Source organism: Maricaulis sp. (genome assembly GCF_039978735.1).
In the GTDB taxonomy this organism is placed as follows: domain Bacteria; phylum Pseudomonadota; class Alphaproteobacteria; order Caulobacterales; family Maricaulaceae; genus Maricaulis.
On record NZ_JBDWAS010000015.1, the window covers coordinates 66,677 to 82,450 of the forward strand.

Genomic DNA, 15,774 nt, shown 5'->3' on the forward strand with positions numbered 1-15,774 from the left:
GTATGAAGGAGCCATCGATGATCCGTCTTAACGGTTTCGATACATCGGGCCTGTTGCGCTCCGTCGCGACGCTTGCCCTGGCTGCGGCCATGACTACAATCGTGCTGGCTGACGCCGATGCCCAGCGCCGCAATCGCAACCAGGAGGAAGAGAATGACGGTGCCGACCGTACATTCACCGCCCGGGTCGGCGAGATCGTGCTGGAAGCTCAGGAGCAGCAGGGCAACGACCAGTTTTCTGCATCCATCGATACCCTGAACCGCGCTTTGGGGATTGACGGCATCAATCCGTACGAGCGGTCTGTCTGCCTGCAGTTGCGCGGCCGGGCCTATTATGAGACGGAACGCACGAGCCAGGCGATCCAGGACTGGCAGGGCGCGATTGCTACGGGCGCTATGCTGTCCGAGGAAATCGTCAATCTGCGTATCAATATCGGCCAGCTTCTGATCGCCAATGAACAGTACAACGAGGGTATTCGCTCGTTGGAGCAGGCTATCGAGATGGGCGGCGAGGAAGCGGTCAATGTCGGGGTCGCCCGCATGCTGGCTCAAGCCTATGGCCAGGCCGAGCGGTACCGGGAAGGCCTGCGCTGGGCGGAACGCTTCTGGGAGCTGCGTCCCGCCGCTGAACGCAGCCGCGGCGACTATTCGCTGATGCTGTTCTACTATCAACAGCTTGACGATGTGCCGAACCAGTTCCGCATTATCGAGGGCATGGTTGCGCGCTGGCCCACCGAGAAGAGCAATTGGCGCTCCTACGCCTCTCTCCTGGCCCAGACTGGCCGCGAGGAAGACGCGTTCGAAGCCAACAAGATCATGTACATCAACGGCATGCTCACCGAGAGCCGTGAAATTGTGGCGGTGGCGCAGTATTACAGCTTCTATGAATATCCCTACCGGGGCGCGGTGATTCTCGAACGCGAGCTCAATGCCGGCGCTGTCGAACGCACCAGCAGCAACCTGCAGCTCTTGTCGAACATGTGGCGGCAGGCCCGCGAATGGGAACGTGCCATCCCGGTTCTGCGCCAGCTGGCTCAGACGACCGGAGACGGCGACGACTATCTCAAACTGGCTGAGGCCCTGTTCCAGGAACAACAGCTGGCGGAAGCAGAGGAAGCCTTCCAGGAAGCGCTGAACCGTGGCGGCCTCGATCGTCCGGGGACGGCGTGGACAATGCTCGGAAACGTCCGTGAGGAACTCGGCCGGACCGAGTCGGCGTTGGCGGCCTTCCGCGAAGGTGCGCGGTATAACTACTCGCGCGAGACGGCCAATGGCTGGATCCAGTTCCTCGTCGGTCGTCAACAGGAAGCGGCGAACAGAGTGCGGATCCGGGAACGCGTGCGTCAGGAAGAGTGCCGCTTCGCAGTCGAGGACCTGCGCGCGACAGCCACTCTGCTCGGTGAAATCGATGATAGTGGCCGTATCGTGATCGATGTTCCGGACAATTGCAGAGACCTCTACAACCAGTATGGCGAACGTCTGAACCAGAACGTTGCCGAGGGCGAAGAGGCTCCGGCCGAAGCGACCGAGGACGATACCGAATCCGACGCCGGCTAGGCGTCCGGTCATCCGGTGACAGGATCAACGCCCCGGCCCGCGCGGCCGGGGCGTTTTTCTTTGCCGGACCTGCACGGTACCGGCACCGGACCAACCTGTGCGCGATCTGATCCGGCTTTCAATCACCGGTGCCCCATTCTCGCCCGATTGTGACAGCAAGCTTTCCACATCATGACGTTGCACCGGGGCTGGGGAGTTCGCGTCATGTGCTGGGGAGGTGCACATGGGATACCCGAAATTCACCACCGGTGCGGCTGGCGGTCTGGCTGCGCTCGTCATCGCATTCACGACGCTCGGCCCGCCGGCGGCGGCACAGCGAAGCCGGCCACCGGAAACCGTCGAACGAACGCTCTCGCAGCGTGTCGGCGAGCGCATTCTTGAACTCATGGAGCATGAGGGCGCCGGCGAGCACGCCGCCGCGCTGGCGGGCTATCGCGACATGCTCGAGACCGAAGGCCTCACCCCCTATGAACGTGCCATGCTGCTGCAGCTTGCCGGGCGCAGTGCCTGGGAGCTGGACAATCCGCGTGAGGCGATCGCGGCCTGGCGAGCGGCCATCGCGCTCGACGCGCTACCGGAAGACGACGCCAATACGTTGCGTATCAATACCGGCCAGCTCTTGCTGGCCGAGGGCGAGTACCGGGCCGGGATCGATCTGATGGAGACGGCCCTGGCGCGCGGTGTGCCGCTGGGCCCGGATCTCGCCATGCGCCTGGCCCAGGGCTATGGCCAGCTGGAGGCCTACGGACCCGGTCTCAACTATGCCCGCCAGGCCTTCGATCTGGCCGAAACGCCGGACCGGCCGCATTTCTCGCTGCTGCTCTTTTTCTACCAGCAACTGGACATGCTGCCCGAACAGACGGGGCTTCTGGGGCAGATGGTGGCGCGCTGGCCGGACGAGAAAGCCTACTGGACCAGCTATGCCTCGCTGCTGGCACGTACGGGGCGCGAAGCCGATGCCTTCGAGGTGAACCGCATCCTCTATCTCAACGGCATGCTGACGGACAGCGACGAGCTGATCCGTCTCGCCCGGTACTATTCCTACTACGAATACCCGTTCGGCGGGGCATCCATGCTGGAGCGCGAGCTCAATGCCGGGCGGGTCGAGCCGGAGCCGGAGCATTTCCGCCTCCTGGCTGACCTCTGGCGGCAGGCGCGCGAGTGGGAGCGGGCGCGGCCCGTCCTGCAGCGGGTCGCGACCCTGACCGGTGCCGGGCCGGACTATGAGCGCCTCGGCGAGGCCCTCTACCGCGCCGGCGCGTTCTCCGAGGCCGAGGCCATGTTCGTGCAGGCCCTCTCGCGCGGCGGGCTCAACCGTCCCGGCGACACCTGGACGCTGGTCGGCAATACACGGGTCGAGCAGGACGATCTGCTCGGCGCCATCGACGCCTTCGAGCGCGGGCTGGCGTGGGAGTATTCCCGCGCCACCGCCCAGGGCTGGATCGGCTTCATCGAGCAGAAGATCGCCATCCAGCGCGATGGCGAACGCTTTGCCCAACTCACCACGATCGAGGCGTGCGAGCTGGAGATCGAGCGCATGCGACGCGGCCCGGTGATCTCCGAGGATCAGCTGGACAGCGAAGGCGTTCGCATCTTTGACCTCTCGGCCGAATGCGAACCCTATTTCGACGTCAATGGCCGTCTGAAGCCGGAATTCGAGCGCGCCTGACCCTTCATCCTTTCAGGACAATCAAGCGGCCGGGCCCGTCCATCCAGATGGACGGGCCCGGTCCGTTTCGCCCGCATGTTTCCCCGAGACCGCCATATTTGACCCTTTTTGCGCCCCGGTTTTGCCGGACGGGCGGGGTCTCATGATCCTGCGGCAAGGAGCTGTGTTGTGGCTCCGCAAGAGGTCGCGCCGTGTTGTGGCGTGCCCGTCCGCACCGGCCTTCCCGGCGGCGATGGCCGCCGCCGGGGGCCTGGCCGGTCAGGGGGCAGAACTGTCGGGGCCATGCAGGACCGCCCGTACTGGGGAGCCTGTAATCATGACAGCCACCTTTCATTCCGTCCGCACACCGCTGGTGTTGCCGGCTGCCGGCGCCGTTACCGCCGGTCTTTTCCTGCTGATGCGGCAATTGATCGATATCGGGCCTTACGTGCCCGAACCCGTCGAGGAACTGCCGCCCCTGCAGATCCGGTTCGATGTCGAGCCCTACGATCCGCCGGACCCAATAACCCCTGACGAGATCATGCAGCTCGATCCGCCGCCGCGGCCGCCGTCCATCGAGACAGATCGCGCCGCCGTGGAAGCCATACCGGACGGGTCGCGCTGGGCCCTGCCGCCGATCGAGGCGGTTGAGATCAGCACGGGCGGCGGTCTGGTCAATATCGACCGCCAGCCCTCGCCGCGCGTGCGCGTCCAGCCAGTCTTTCCGGCCAATGAGGCGTCACGCGGCCGCAATGGCGTGTGCACGGTCGTGTTCGACATCACGGCGGAAGGTCGCACGGCCAATATCCAGGCCCGCGACTGCACCAGCCCGGCCTTCGAGCGGGCGACCATCAACGCGGTCTCCGGCTGGCGCTACGACCCCCAGGTTCGCGATGGCGAGCCGGTGGTCTATCGCGGCGCCACCACCCAGCTCGTCTTCTCGCTGGAGGAGTAGGCATGTTGACGGGGGCGGACTATCCGCTCCCGTCTTTCTTCCCGGCTCATTGGCGATATACTTCCCCGAGGGGGGCGATAGAGGGGATCGATTGCCCATGTTGCCCAGATGTGTACCGACGGTCCTGGCCGCCGGTTTTATGTTCGTATGTCCGGCGCCCGCTGCGGCACAGGCCGGAACCGCCGATATTGCCTATACTCTGGCCGCCGACGGGGATTTTTCCGCTTTCGACGTCACACTGCGTTTCCGTGGCGAGGAAGACGGAGAGACAGGTATTCTTCTGCCCTCGGAATGGGGACCGGAAGCCGGACTGGACCGTCAGTTCAGCGACTTCGGGATCATCGAGGCAGACGGGGAGCCACGCCCTGTCGAAGCGGCCGGCGGGCGTATCGACGTCGTGCACGCACCCGGCGCCTGGCTGACATTGCATTACCGCTTCGCCCAGGATTATGACGGCTTGCCGTCCTGGGAGCAGCAGCGGGTTCCCGGCATGCGGCCTGTAACCCAGCCCGGATTTGCCGTGTTTGTCGGCGCTGCCGCCTTTGTGCATCCGGAAATGTCTGCGGACGACACGCTCACTTATACCGTGCGCGCTGAAGTTGACGGAAGCCCGGTCGAGATCAGCTCGAGCCTGGGAGAGGGGATGGCGATTGAAACCGGCGCACTCACACCAGCCAGTTTTCTGGATACACTCTGGCTGCTTGGCGATTTCAGCCGCAGCACGCATCTGACGGACGGCGCGCGTGTGCATACAGCGATCCGCGGGGACTTGCCGCTCGCGCGTGACGCGTTCCAGGATCTGGCCGACCGGACCATTGCCGGGGCTGCCAGCCTGTTCGACGACGTGCCCTTCGACAGTTATCTCATGGCGGCCATGCCCTTGCCGCCGATCCCGGACCAGTCGGCGGTGATCGGCACGGCGCTGCATCAGTCCTTCTTCCTTCTGACGACCTCGAATGCGGGAGCTGCCGAGGTGCGCCGGACTGTGGCGCACGAGATCCTGCACGAATGGATCACCGGCCGCATGGGCCCGACCGATGAAGCGACCGACCCTGCGCGTATGTGGTTCACCGAAGGTTTCACCGAATACTTCACACATCTTGTAAGGCTGCGTCAGGGCGAGATCGATCTGCAGGGTTTTCTGGACGCCATGAACGGGCTGGATGCGGAGTACAGGGTATCGCCGGTGCGCGGCTTGCCCCGCGACGAGCTGATCGAGCGTCTCTGGGAAAGCCGGGAGACCGAGCGTCTGCCCTACCAGCGCGGCGCACTGCTGGCCTTTCTGACCGACAGCGATCTGGCCGGTCGGGACGATGCCCGTCTGGCGGACGTGGTGGCGAACCTGATCGCGGAAAACCAGTCCCATCTGGCACAAACGGGTGTGCCGCTGCCGCTGACCGACGACCGGATTGCAGCTGCTCTGGAGCACGTGGCAGGGGGCGGAGCCGTCAGCCGTATCGATGCCGTGACGGGCGACGGGGCCATCCTGACCATGCCTGCGGGCCTGTTGTTCGGCTGTATCGAAACCCGCCCGGAAGGACCGGCGTTTTCGCTGGCAGACGGCGCGGATGCACAGGCGTGCGAAGCGGGAATCACGCGCGGCTAGGCGGCGCATGAAATCGGCGCCACCACCCAGCTCGTCTTCTTGCTGGAAGAGTAGGCTTCCCCCGCCAAGGCGGGGGAAGTGGCCGAGCCCGGCCTTGGGCCGGGTGAGGTCGAAGGGGGTGTGTCTGCGCGCTGCCGCTCTCTGCGGTGCTCTGCACCGCCCCCTCAGTCTGCTGACGCGGACAGCGCCCCCGCAAGCGGGGCGAGCCCTGGTGCAAGCAGACAGAAAAAGGGCGCGTCCAGGCCGGACGCGCCCTTCCTCATTCAGACGTGCGGGCAGCCTATTCGGCCGCGATTGCCTCGACTTCCTCGTCGGCCAGGCCGACTACCATCAGGGCGAAGGCCCAGTTGAGGGCGGTTTCGCGCAGGCTGTCGAAACGGCCCGAAGCGCCGCCATGGCCGGCCCCCATATTCATCTTCAACAGGGTCAGCCCGTCATCGGTCCGCCGGTCGCGCAGGCGGGCGACGAATTTGGTCGGCTCCCAGTAGGTGACACGCGGGTCGGTCAGCCCGCCCGTTGCCAGGACGTGGGGGTAGTCCATCTCCTGGATCTGGTCATAGGGGCTGTAGGCGAGCATCGTCTGATAATCTTCGGCGTTCTCGATCGGATTGCCCCATTCGGGCCATTCCGGCGGGGTGAGCGGCAGTTCCGCGTCCGACATGGTGTTGATCACGTCCACGAAGGGCACGGCGGCGATGGCACCGGCAAACAGGTCGGGCTGCAGATTGATCGCGGCGCCGACCAGCAGGCCGCCGGCCGAACCGCCATAGGCGACGATATTGCCGCGCGACGTATAACCTTCGCTGGCCAGGGCCTCACCGGCCGAGACGAAGTCGCGGAAAGTGTTGATCTTCTGCTCCAGCTTGCCGTCCAGATACCACTGGTATCCGTTCGCCATGCCGCCGCGGATATGGGCGACAGCATAGACCATGCCGCGATCGACCAGCGGCAGCGGGGTGACGCGGAAGGCGGCCGGAATGGTGATGCCGTAGGAGCCATAGCCGTAGAGCAGCAGCGGCGCCGATCCGTCCATCGGCGTGTCGCGGTGGTGCAGGATGGTGACCGGGATTTCCACGCCGTCATGGCCGGGTGCCATGATGCGGCGCACGACATAGTCTTCCGGATTGTGACCGGAGGGGACTTCCTGGCGCTTCAGCAGCACACGCTCGCGCGTGGCCATGTCGAAATCATAGGTCTCTTCCGGCGTCGACGGGCTTTCATAGGAGAAGCGCAGCGTGTCGGTCTCGAACTCATAGCCCTGCGAGATGCCCAGCGAATAGGCCTCCTCGTCGAAGGCGATATCGTATTCCTCACCGCTCTCGTAATTGTGCACCACGATGCGCGGCAGGGCGTTCTGGCGCTCCATGCGCACCTGCCAGTCGGCAAAACCGATCACGGCATTGATCAGCGTGCCCGGACGGTGGGCGACGACCTCTTCCCAGTTCTCCCGGCCCGGATTGTCGATCGGGGCGGCGACGATCTTGAAGTCCACCGCGCCGTCGGCATTGGTCAGGAAATAGAAGCGGTCGCGGGCCTCGGTGAGATAGTATTCGACATTCTCCTCGCGCGGCGCGATCAGCTGCGGCTCGGCCGTCGGATCGCTGGCGTCGATCAGGCGCAGCTCGTTCGAGGTGTGGCCGCCGGCATTGATGACGATGTAATTGTCACCGTCCGAGGTGCCGACCGAGACGAAGAAACCGTCATCGGGCTCCTCATAGATCAGCTCGCTGGCGCCGCCGCTGCGCGACTGGCGGTAGACGCGCTTGGAGCGGGAATTCTCGTCGCGCCACACCCAGTACAGCGTCTCGGAGTCATTCGCCCAGACAAAGTCGCCCGAGCTTTCATCCGTCAGCGTGGCGACGATGGCGCCGGTCGCGATCTCGCGGATGCGGATCTCGTAGTATTCGGAACCGCGGATATCGACGCCGAAAGCGACATATTGGTGGTCCGGCGAGTGTTCCATCGAGGAGAAGTCGAGATAGTCGAAATCGGCTGCCTCGGCGTCGCCATCGACCAGCACTTCTTCTTCGCCGGCCGGCTCGCCGGTTTCCGGATCGATCGGGCGGCGGGCGTAGATCGGATACTGGCCGCCTTCGCGGTAGCGGGTGAAGTATTCATAGCCGCCATCGCGCTCGGGCACCGAGCTGTCGTCTTCCTTGATGCGGCCGCGGATCTCCTGGAAAATCCGTTCCTGCAGATCGGCCGTCGGCTCCATCACCGCGTCCAGATAGGCGTTCTCGGCGTCCAGAAGCTCGCGGATATCGCTGTCCAGAACGTCCGGCTCGCGCATCACCTGCTGCCAGTTATCGTCCTTGATCCACTGGTATTCGTCGACGCGGGTAAAGCCCAGCTGCTCGATCTCCACGGGGCGCTGTTCGGCGCGCGGCGCTTCCAGCCCGCGTGCCCGTTCGATCAGGGCCGAGGTCTGCGGCGCGGCAGCGGTGGTGTCGGCGGTCATGTCAGTCTCCTGGCTGCAGGCGGTCAGCGCGAGGGCGGTCAGCCCGGCGCCAATCCGTCCGGCAAGTTTTCGCGATATCATCGTCTTCCCCTCGTGCGTGGGCCGGCCTCACGCGCCGCCCGTCTCCTCCGGCCGGAAATCCAGCACGGTCCCGTTGGTACAATAGCGTTGTCCGGTCGGTCTGGGACCGTCGGAGAACACATGGCCCAGATGCGCGCCGCAGTTGGCGCAGTGAATCTCGGTGCGCGGCAGGCGCAGCCGGAAATCCGTCTTCGTCTCCACCGCGTCAGAGGCCATCACATCGTAGAAGGAGGGCCAGCCCGACCCGCTCTCGTATTTGTGCGCGGCCGAGAACAGCGCCTCGCCGCACACCTTGCAGTGATAGGCGCCGCCGCGCTTTTCCGCATTGAGCGGGTGGGTGAAGGCGCGCTCGGTGCCTTCCTCGAAGGCGATTGCATAGGTCTCCGGATCGAGCCGGGCCTTCAGGGCGTCGATTTCGGCGTCAGTCAGTTTCGGCATGGTTGCGCGCGTCCTCGTTCGGCGGCAGCGCGGCCGGATGGGTATGGCCGCGCCGGACGGACAATATGGGCGTCGTCAGGGAAATTACCACGAGAACCAGACCGAGGCCGATCATCGGGATCAGTGCCGAGGTCTGCGGTCCCAGGAAGCCGATCATGAAACCCATCAGCACCGCGCCGGCCGGCATGCCGCCGAACAGGCCGAGCTGGTAGACCGACATCACCCGCGCCAGCTTGTCCGGCGGGGCCTGTTCCTGCACCACCGAGCGCGACAGCGAGATCGCCACACCGGCGCCCAGCCCCCACACGAAAACGAGGATGTAGAGCGACCAGAAGGGCAGGGGCAGGGCAAAGGCGCCCGTCGCCAGCACGGTCACGCTCTGGGCGATGATCAGGGCGCGGCCGGGGCGCTCGATCTGCGGGAAGCTCGCCAGCGCGACATTCGCCAGGAAGGCGCCGACCCAGAAGGACACCATCAGGCTGGCGATCTCGGGGAACCCGCCGCCATAGGTCTCGCGGATCAGCAGCGGGATCAGCACCAGGAAAGAGCCGCCCACGACCAGGAGGCCGATGGCGATCATGATCACCGTCATCGGCATCAGCACCGGCGAGCGGAAGACGGCGCGCACCCCCTCGGCCAGATCGGCCATGGGGTGGGCGGTGGACTTGTTGCGCGTCGAGCCCAGGCGCGGCAGGAAGGCGGCGGACAGGCCGCCGATGAAGAGGCCGATCCCCTGGCAGACAAACAGCGCGCCCGGGCCGGTGTAGGCGGCGATATAACCCAGCCCCATGCCCAGGATCTGGGCGCCGAACTGCACCGCCGAGGCCATCACCACGGCGCGCTGCAGGTCGATCCCGCCATGGCGGGTGCGCCCGGAAATCCGCACCACCGGATTGATCGCGCTGTCGCGGGCCGGCATCACGAAACCGCCTGCCACGCCGATCATCAGCGCGAAGGCGACCATGATCCAGTAGGACAGGTGATCGGTCATCAACAGCGCGCCCAGCGTGGCCGCGGCAAGACCGGCGAAAATGTAGAAATAGAAGATGATCCCGCGCCGGTCCTTGCGCTCGGCCAGCACGCCGGCAAAGGGCAGGAGCAGCATCATCGGTGCGGTCAGCGCGGCCTGGGCGATGCCCAGCCGCTCGGCGCTTTCGCCCAGGGTGAAGGTGATGACACCGGGAAAGATGGTGGTCTGCAGGCCGAAGCCGAAGAACCAGCCGGCGACCAGAACCAGATAACCGCCGAACGGCGGCAGTCGAAGGCGGCGATTGCCGGCGAGGGGGCGAAATACGGGCAAAGGGGCGTCGCGCTTTATTGATCCGGATGTCCGCGCCGCGAGCGGCGGACGATTGCAGCTCGCCCTGTCTACCAACTTGTGGGCGCAAGGCAACTCCCGGCCATCGTGTAGCCGCGGGCAGCACCTTTCATTAACGCCGTCACGGCATTCTGGGCGCTGATTCCAGACTGGCAGGACGCGTCCCGATGGCCGAGGCCAAGCCCTATGATCTGACCGAACCGGTCGCCACGCCGAAAACGCGGGCGCTGCTGGCGCGCCGGCTTGCGGATATTGTCGGCCTGCCGTCCAGCCGCATCACCCCGCGCGAGCGCTGGATTGTCGGCGACCTCCTGTATGATGTCATCCGGGCCTCGGATCTGGAACTGCGCCGGCGCTGTGCGGAACGTCTGGCGGCGCTGAGCGAGGCGCCGCACCGCCTGCTGCGCACGCTGGCGAGCGATGATTTCGAGGTGGCCCAGCCGATTCTGGAACGCTGCACGGCGCTGACCGATTTCGACATGATGGAGATCATCAATTCCGGCACGCTGCAGCACCGCATGACGATCGCGCGCCGCGAAGCCCTGTCCGAGACCGTCGCGGCGGCGCTGGCGGCCTATGGCGAACCGCCGGTGGTGGAGCGTCTCCTGCGCAACAAGACGGCCCATCTCGCCGCGCCCACGCTCGATCATCTCGTCGGGGCCGCGACCGAGGAGAGCTCCTATGCCGCGCTGCTGATCCGCCGCGAAGAGATGCGCCCGGCCCAGGCCTTCCGCCTGTTCTGGAGCTGCGAGCATATCGACCGTTTCCAGATTCTCGACCGCTTCGCCGTCGACCGCACCATCCTGCTGGAAGCCTCGGAAGACATTTTTCCCGCCGCCGCAAAGGAAGGCTGGTCCGATCCGATGGTCGCCCGCATCCTGCGCTATATCGACCGCCGCCAGCGCAATCGCGAAGCCGCCGACACCAGTCCCTACGGATCGCTGGAAGGCGTGTGCGAGGCGATGGAGAGCGAGGGCGCGACCTCGGACATCATTGCCGAGATCAGCCGCCTGGCCGCTGTCGAGCGCCGGCTGGTCGTGCGCATGATCGACGACATGGCCGGCGAGCCCCTGTCCGTGCTGTGCAAGGCGACCGGCCTGAAATGGCCCTTCTTCCTGCATATGTGGCGCGGTCTGGGCCGCTCCGATCAGAGCGATCAGGTCGAGCAGGCCCGGCGCGTCTATGACAGCCTGTCGGTGGAAAAGGCCCAGACGGTGTTGCGCTACTGGAACCTGTCGTCCGAGGACAAGGGCTGACCTGGCTCTGCCGGCTTCCGGCAGGGCGTGAGGTTCCGGTCGCGGCTATCGGGTCAGATCCTGGGCCAGCATCAACGCATTGCCGTCCGGATCGTAGAAGGTTGCCGTGCTGACCATTCCCTCGATGGTTTCGGTCTCTCCGTCAAACGACACGCCGGCTCTTTCGAGGGCCGTCCGCGCCGTCGCGATGTCCGCCACACCGAATACGGGAACGGTGTTGCCGGGCGTCGGCTCGGACTGCTCCCCCAATCCCAGGGTGACACCTTCGGTAAGCGTGCGCATCTCGCTCCAGCCTGCCTCATCGATGTGATGGATCAGCCGGAAACCAAGATGTTCCCCATACCATTGTGCGCTTGCATGCCTGTCGCGGACTGACAGGGCGAGGGTGATGGTATTGTCCAGTTGGGCGACCGGCATGGCGCTTCCTTTTGTAGCAAAAATATAGTAGCTATAATTTATGGATATAGATCTCCTTGTCAATCTGACATCCAAGGCCTGGTCGCTGAAAATCCTGTCGCTGCTGGACGGCGGTGTACCGGGGCGGCAGGCGCCGCTGATCGCGGCTTCGGGCGCGAGCCGTTCAGCGTTCGCCGCGAGCCTGGAGCATCTGATCAGGATCGGACTGCTGGAACGCAATCCGGGGCATGGGCATCCGCTGCGGCCGGAATTCCGCCTGACCCGGAAGGGCGTCGCTGCCGCTGCGATCGCGCGCCGGATCGTGGAGATCGTTCCCGATGACAATGCGTTCGCGGTCGTAAGGCGGAGCTGGGCGGTTCCCATTCTGGCGGTTACCGAAAGGCCGGCGCGGTTTTCCGCGATCAAGACAGGACTGGGCAGCATCACGGACCGTGCGCTGTCGCAGTCGCTGGGCGTGCTGGAACAGCAGGCGTGGGTGAGACGGGATATCGATGTCTCCCAGCGGACGCCCTTTCCGATTTACCACGCGATCAATGAGGGCAGGCAGATCAGCCGCGCCATCAGCCTCGCTGTCTAGGCGGGAGCGCCCGGCCGGACGCGCCGGGATAAGCGGCTTCAATCGCAGCAATCGGAAGAATTGATTGGCGCGCGCCACGCGCTTGCTTCAAGGTGCAATTGCGAATTGTTCGCAAGTTCCGGAGTGCCCGATGTTGTCCCGTGTCCATCGCTGTTGCCGCCTGCCTGACCGCAATGCCTTGCGCGTGCCGCGCGGTGCGCTGAAAACCCTCAGCTATGCCCTGATGCATCTGGGCGTCGCCATGACGGTCGCTTTCGCCCTGACCCGCAACTGGCATGCCGCGCTGGCGATCGGCCTGATCGAGCCGTTGGTGCAGACCGTTGCCTATTCCATGCACGAGCGCGTCTGGGCCCGGCGGACGGCCTCTGCTGTCTAAAAGGGGCGGCCTGATCGCAAGGCGGGATTCCGGACCGGCGCGTCCACCTTGCCGCGGTCTGGCGGGCGTCCATATCTGCGTCTGCAATCTGCAATCTGCAATGCACGGCAAGGAGGCCCGCAAACATGAAATGCCCCGTCGACGAGGAAACCCTGGTGATGACCGACCGCAACGGTGTCGAGATCGATTATTGCCCGAAATGCCGGGGCGTCTGGCTCGACCGGGGCGAGCTGGACAAGATCATCGAGCGCAGCGCATCCGCCGCGCCCGTCCAGTCGGCCCCGCCGGCGCGCGAGCCGCGCCGTGAGGAGCGTCATCACGACGATCGCCGCTATGACGACCGGCGCCGCTACAAGAAGCGCGAGAGCTTCCTCAGCGAACTCTTCGACTTCTGATCCCCGAAACAAAAAATGCCCGGCCGGAGCCGGGCATTTCCTTGTGCGGTTACCGCTGCCAGCCTACCAGCTGTAGCGGATCCGGCCGTAGACATAGCGGCCGGAGAAGCCGAAGGGCGAGAAGCCGGAGAAGGGGAAGATCCGGCTGAACGTGCCGTCCAGCGCCGGGGTCTCTGCCGTCACATCCGGATACTCGTCGAACAGGTTGTTGGCGCCGAAGGCGACATTCAGCCCGTCCGTGATGTCGGCCGAGAATTCGGCGTCGACAATGGTCTTCGGCGAGAGCACCTCGTCGCCGGAACCATCGGCTGCCGTGCCCGGATCGACCGTTTCGCCGAAGCGCGTCGCCCGCACATAGCCGGCAAACGGACCGCGCGACCAGTCGACCGACCCGATCAGCTTGTTCTCCGGCTGGCCGACCTCGAAGCGGGCGATCTCGCGCCGTGCAAAGAGGGAGACACCCGGCAGGACTTCCGAGGTCGGGGCGTCGGTGACTTCGGTCTCGGTGAAATTGGCACCGAAAGTCAGGTCGAAATCACCCCAGTCGGCCGTCTCGAAACCATAGCTGGCGACCACGTCGACACCGCGGGTTTCCGTTTCCACACCATTGATGAAGAAGCGGGCGCTGGTGATGTTGGTGATGCCGGCATTGACCAGCAGGGCTTCCACATCCGGGCCGGAGAGGTTTTCCGACAGCACGATGCGGTCGTCGATGTCGATGGCATAGGCGTCCACCGTCAGCGTGAACCCGCCCTGGGCGAAGACCAGACCGCCGGAGATGTTCAGCGATTCCTCGGCTTCGAGCGGCTCGCCGCCCAGCGCGGCCGCGACCGGGCTGGTGGCCGGGAAGGTACCGACCTCGACCGGCGTCGGCGGCGTACCGGTGAACACGGTCGATGTGGAGGTGAAGTAGGACTGCTGCAGCGAAGGCGCCCGGAAACCGTTCGACACGGCCCCGCGCAGTGCCAGCGCGTCGGTCAGCTGGTAGCGGGCTGCCAGCTTGCCGGTGACCGTTTCGCCGAAGTCGGAATAGCTTTCCGCGCGCGCCGCGGCGGACACGGTGAAGCGGTCGGTGACGTCGGTTTCCAGATCGATATAGGCGGCGATGGAATCGCGATCCTCGTCGATCGCATTGGACGGCTGGAAGCCCGGGAAGACCTGGCTGCCGGTGGCGAGAATCTCGCCATTGGGGCCGGTCACGCCGCCATTGATGTAGGAGGCAGGTTCACCGGCCTCGATCTCGTAGCTTTCCAGGCGGTATTCCAGGCCGACGGCGACGCTCAGCGGGCCGGCGAAGGCGTCGACCGCGTAATTGCGCTGGAAGTCGGCATTGGCGGTCAGCTGGTCATAGATCAGCGCGCCGGCATCGAAGCTCGTCGGGCTCGCGGCGCCCATCGAGGTGTTGACCGAGTTCTCCACGCCATAGCCCAGCTCGTTGCGGCCATAGCCCAGGCTGAAATCATAGCCCCATTCGGCCCAGTCGCCGCGCACGCCGCCCAGCACGGAGATGTCTTCGACGTCCGTGGTGATGTAGGGCAGGAAACCGTCCGGATAGATCGACGGGACATTGCGCGAATCCGAGGCGCGGCGATAGAAGCCGGCGCCCTGGCCGTCGCGCTGCTGATAGCTCGCCCAGCCATAGAGTTCGGCATCGGCATTGATCGGCAGGCCGGCATTGGCGAACAGGCTGATCGCCTCGGAGGCCGACAGGCCGAAGCGGTGATTGATCCGGTCGAAGCTCTGCTCGCGCGGGTCGAGACCGCCGCCGGGCAGGTCGGGATATTGCTGGCGGGTGTCCGGGCCGGCGCGGTTGGTGGGTTCGCGGTCGCGGTATTCCGCCGACAGGGTGAGGAAGCCTTCCGCGCCGAGCGGCAGGCCGACCCAGCCGGACAGGCTGGTCGTGTCGCCGTCCGAGGCCGAGCGCGGCTGGTCGACGAGCGGGATGTCGGTGGCGTACTGGCCGAAGCTGGCCGTCACCTGACCGCCCTCGCGCGCTTCACGCAGGCCGACATTGATCACGCCGGCAATGGCATCGGAACCGTACTGGGCCGAGGCGCCGTCACGCAGCACTTCCACGCGGCCGATGGCGGAAACCGGGATGGTGTTGAGGTCGACCGCCGAGGAGCCGCGTCCGACCGAACCGTTCAGATTGACCAGGGCCGAGGCGTGGCGGCGGCGGGAATTCACCAGCACCAGCGTCTGGTCCGGACCCAGGCCGCGCAGCGTGGCCGGGCGCACATGGTCGGTGCCGTCGGTGATGGCCGGCTGCGGGAAGTTGAAGGAGGGCAGGGCGTAGGACAGGGCCACATTCAGCTCGGTCGAGCCGTTGTTTTCCAGCGTGCCGGCCGAGATCACGTCGACGGGCGCCGTGCTTTCCAGGGCGGTGCGGCCTTCGGCGCGCGTACCGGTGACGACGATAACGTCTTCCGCCGACTGGGCGACGGCTGACGCTGCGGTCAGGGCGCCCAGGGCGACGCCGAGAAGCAGGTGTTTCATGAAAATCCCCTCTTGTTTTTACGGGTATTGGGTTTGAATCGACCGTCCGTGGGGCCGGGTTGGACCCGCCATTTGGGGCGTCATGCAACCGATACAAGAATATGACGGGAGTTTGACGTCTCCTGTGGGCCAAATGTCACACTCCGGCCCGGCGCCGCGGACCGCGACTGCAATTCGTGGCGCGGCGGGCAGGCGGC

At 65.4% G+C, this 15,774-nt stretch carries 13 protein-coding genes; 8 read left to right on the plus strand and 5 right to left on the minus strand.

The annotated features are described in order from the left end of the window. Nucleotides 1–17: 17 nt before the first annotated feature. From ABJO18_RS05050 to ABJO18_RS05065, 4 genes are all read left to right on the plus strand, one after another. Nucleotides 18–1,556, plus strand: coding sequence for a tetratricopeptide repeat protein (locus ABJO18_RS05050; protein WP_348507856.1), 1,539 nt, complete (start codon nucleotides 18–20; stop codon nucleotides 1,554–1,556). A 223-nt stretch (nucleotides 1,557–1,779) separates the two neighbouring features. Then, on the plus strand, nucleotides 1,780–3,225 hold the full coding sequence (locus tag ABJO18_RS05055; protein WP_348507855.1) for a tetratricopeptide repeat protein: 1,446 nt from the start codon (nucleotides 1,780–1,782) through the stop codon (nucleotides 3,223–3,225). Between the two features lie 316 nt (nucleotides 3,226–3,541). Continuing rightward, on the plus strand, nucleotides 3,542–4,159 hold the full coding sequence (locus ABJO18_RS05060; protein WP_348507854.1) for a TonB family protein: 618 nt from the start codon (nucleotides 3,542–3,544) through the stop codon (nucleotides 4,157–4,159). A gap of 97 nt (nucleotides 4,160–4,256) precedes the next feature. Then, a complete protein-coding gene (locus tag ABJO18_RS05065; protein WP_348507853.1) occupies nucleotides 4,257–5,765 on the plus strand; it encodes a hypothetical protein in 1,509 nt (502 codons plus the stop codon). A 280-nt stretch (nucleotides 5,766–6,045) separates the two neighbouring features. Here ABJO18_RS05065 and ABJO18_RS05070 read toward each other — a convergent pair whose 3' ends face one another. The 3 genes from ABJO18_RS05070 to ABJO18_RS05080 are packed head-to-tail and all read right to left on the minus strand — an operon-like array spanning nucleotide 6,046 to nucleotide 10,042. After that, entirely contained in the window at nucleotides 6,046–8,304 is a 2,259-nt protein-coding gene (locus ABJO18_RS05070) for a S9 family peptidase (RefSeq protein ID WP_348515756.1), read from the minus strand. Nucleotides 8,305–8,331: 27 nt separating this feature from the next. Next, nucleotides 8,332–8,742, minus strand: a complete 411-nt coding sequence (gene msrB / locus ABJO18_RS05075) for a peptide-methionine (R)-S-oxide reductase MsrB (RefSeq protein ID WP_348507851.1) — start codon at nucleotides 8,740–8,742, stop codon at nucleotides 8,332–8,334. After that, nucleotides 8,726–10,042 (minus strand): MFS transporter, encoded by a 1,317-nt coding sequence (locus tag ABJO18_RS05080; protein ID WP_348507850.1) that lies wholly within the window; start codon nucleotides 10,040–10,042, stop codon nucleotides 8,726–8,728. The genes msrB and ABJO18_RS05080 overlap by 17 nt, the downstream gene beginning before the upstream one ends. Nucleotides 10,043–10,227: 185 nt before the next feature. On the opposite strand from ABJO18_RS05080, the gene ABJO18_RS05085 reads away from it, so the two are divergent. Next, on the plus strand, nucleotides 10,228–11,316 hold the full coding sequence (locus ABJO18_RS05085; RefSeq protein WP_348507849.1) for a DUF2336 domain-containing protein: 1,089 nt from the start codon (nucleotides 10,228–10,230) through the stop codon (nucleotides 11,314–11,316). Nucleotides 11,317–11,361: 45 nt separating this feature from the next. Here the strand turns inward: ABJO18_RS05085 and ABJO18_RS05090 are convergent, their stop codons facing one another. Continuing rightward, nucleotides 11,362–11,733 (minus strand): VOC family protein, encoded by a 372-nt coding sequence (locus ABJO18_RS05090; protein WP_348507848.1) that lies wholly within the window; start codon nucleotides 11,731–11,733, stop codon nucleotides 11,362–11,364. 40 nt (nucleotides 11,734–11,773) lie between these two features. Between ABJO18_RS05090 and ABJO18_RS05095 the strand changes: the two genes are divergently transcribed. The 3 genes from ABJO18_RS05095 to ABJO18_RS05105 all read left to right on the plus strand — a co-directional run bounded on the left by ABJO18_RS05095 (nucleotide 11,774) and on the right by ABJO18_RS05105 (nucleotide 13,081). Beyond that, a complete protein-coding gene (locus ABJO18_RS05095; RefSeq protein WP_348507847.1) occupies nucleotides 11,774–12,310 on the plus strand; it encodes a winged helix-turn-helix transcriptional regulator in 537 nt (178 codons plus the stop codon). 130 nt (nucleotides 12,311–12,440) lie between these two features. Further along, on the plus strand, nucleotides 12,441–12,686 hold the full coding sequence (locus ABJO18_RS05100; protein WP_348507846.1) for a DUF2061 domain-containing protein: 246 nt from the start codon (nucleotides 12,441–12,443) through the stop codon (nucleotides 12,684–12,686). Between the two features lie 125 nt (nucleotides 12,687–12,811). Then, entirely contained in the window at nucleotides 12,812–13,081 is a 270-nt protein-coding gene (locus ABJO18_RS05105; protein WP_348507845.1) for a zf-TFIIB domain-containing protein, read from the plus strand. Between the two features lie 63 nt (nucleotides 13,082–13,144). On the opposite strand, the gene ABJO18_RS05110 is transcribed toward ABJO18_RS05105, so the two are convergent. Further along, nucleotides 13,145–15,577 (minus strand): TonB-dependent receptor, encoded by a 2,433-nt coding sequence (locus ABJO18_RS05110; RefSeq protein ID WP_348507844.1) that lies wholly within the window; start codon nucleotides 15,575–15,577, stop codon nucleotides 13,145–13,147. Nucleotides 15,578–15,774 lie beyond the last annotated feature (197 nt).

Excerpts from the sequence above, each read along its gene's own strand:
- ABJO18_RS05050 (WP_348507856.1), top strand. The coding sequence starts at position 18 with ATGATCCGTCTTAACGGTTTCGATACATCGGGCCTGTTGCGCTCCGTC.
- ABJO18_RS05055 (WP_348507855.1), top strand. The coding sequence starts at position 1,780 with ATGGGATACCCGAAATTCACCACCGGTGCGGCTGGCGGTCTGGCTGCG.
- ABJO18_RS05060 (WP_348507854.1), top strand. The coding sequence starts at position 3,542 with ATGACAGCCACCTTTCATTCCGTCCGCACACCGCTGGTGTTGCCGGCT.
- ABJO18_RS05065 (WP_348507853.1), top strand. The coding sequence starts at position 4,257 with ATGTTGCCCAGATGTGTACCGACGGTCCTGGCCGCCGGTTTTATGTTC.
- ABJO18_RS05070 (WP_348515756.1), bottom strand. The coding sequence starts at position 8,304 with ATGATATCGCGAAAACTTGCCGGACGGATTGGCGCCGGGCTGACCGCC.
- msrB (WP_348507851.1), bottom strand. The coding sequence starts at position 8,742 with ATGCCGAAACTGACTGACGCCGAAATCGACGCCCTGAAGGCCCGGCTC.
- ABJO18_RS05085 (WP_348507849.1), top strand. The coding sequence starts at position 10,228 with ATGGCCGAGGCCAAGCCCTATGATCTGACCGAACCGGTCGCCACGCCG.
- ABJO18_RS05090 (WP_348507848.1), bottom strand. The coding sequence starts at position 11,733 with ATGCCGGTCGCCCAACTGGACAATACCATCACCCTCGCCCTGTCAGTC.
- ABJO18_RS05095 (WP_348507847.1), top strand. The coding sequence starts at position 11,774 with ATGGATATAGATCTCCTTGTCAATCTGACATCCAAGGCCTGGTCGCTG.
- ABJO18_RS05100 (WP_348507846.1), top strand. The coding sequence starts at position 12,441 with ATGTTGTCCCGTGTCCATCGCTGTTGCCGCCTGCCTGACCGCAATGCC.
- ABJO18_RS05105 (WP_348507845.1), top strand. The coding sequence starts at position 12,812 with ATGAAATGCCCCGTCGACGAGGAAACCCTGGTGATGACCGACCGCAAC.
- ABJO18_RS05110 (WP_348507844.1), bottom strand. The coding sequence starts at position 15,577 with ATGAAACACCTGCTTCTCGGCGTCGCCCTGGGCGCCCTGACCGCAGCG.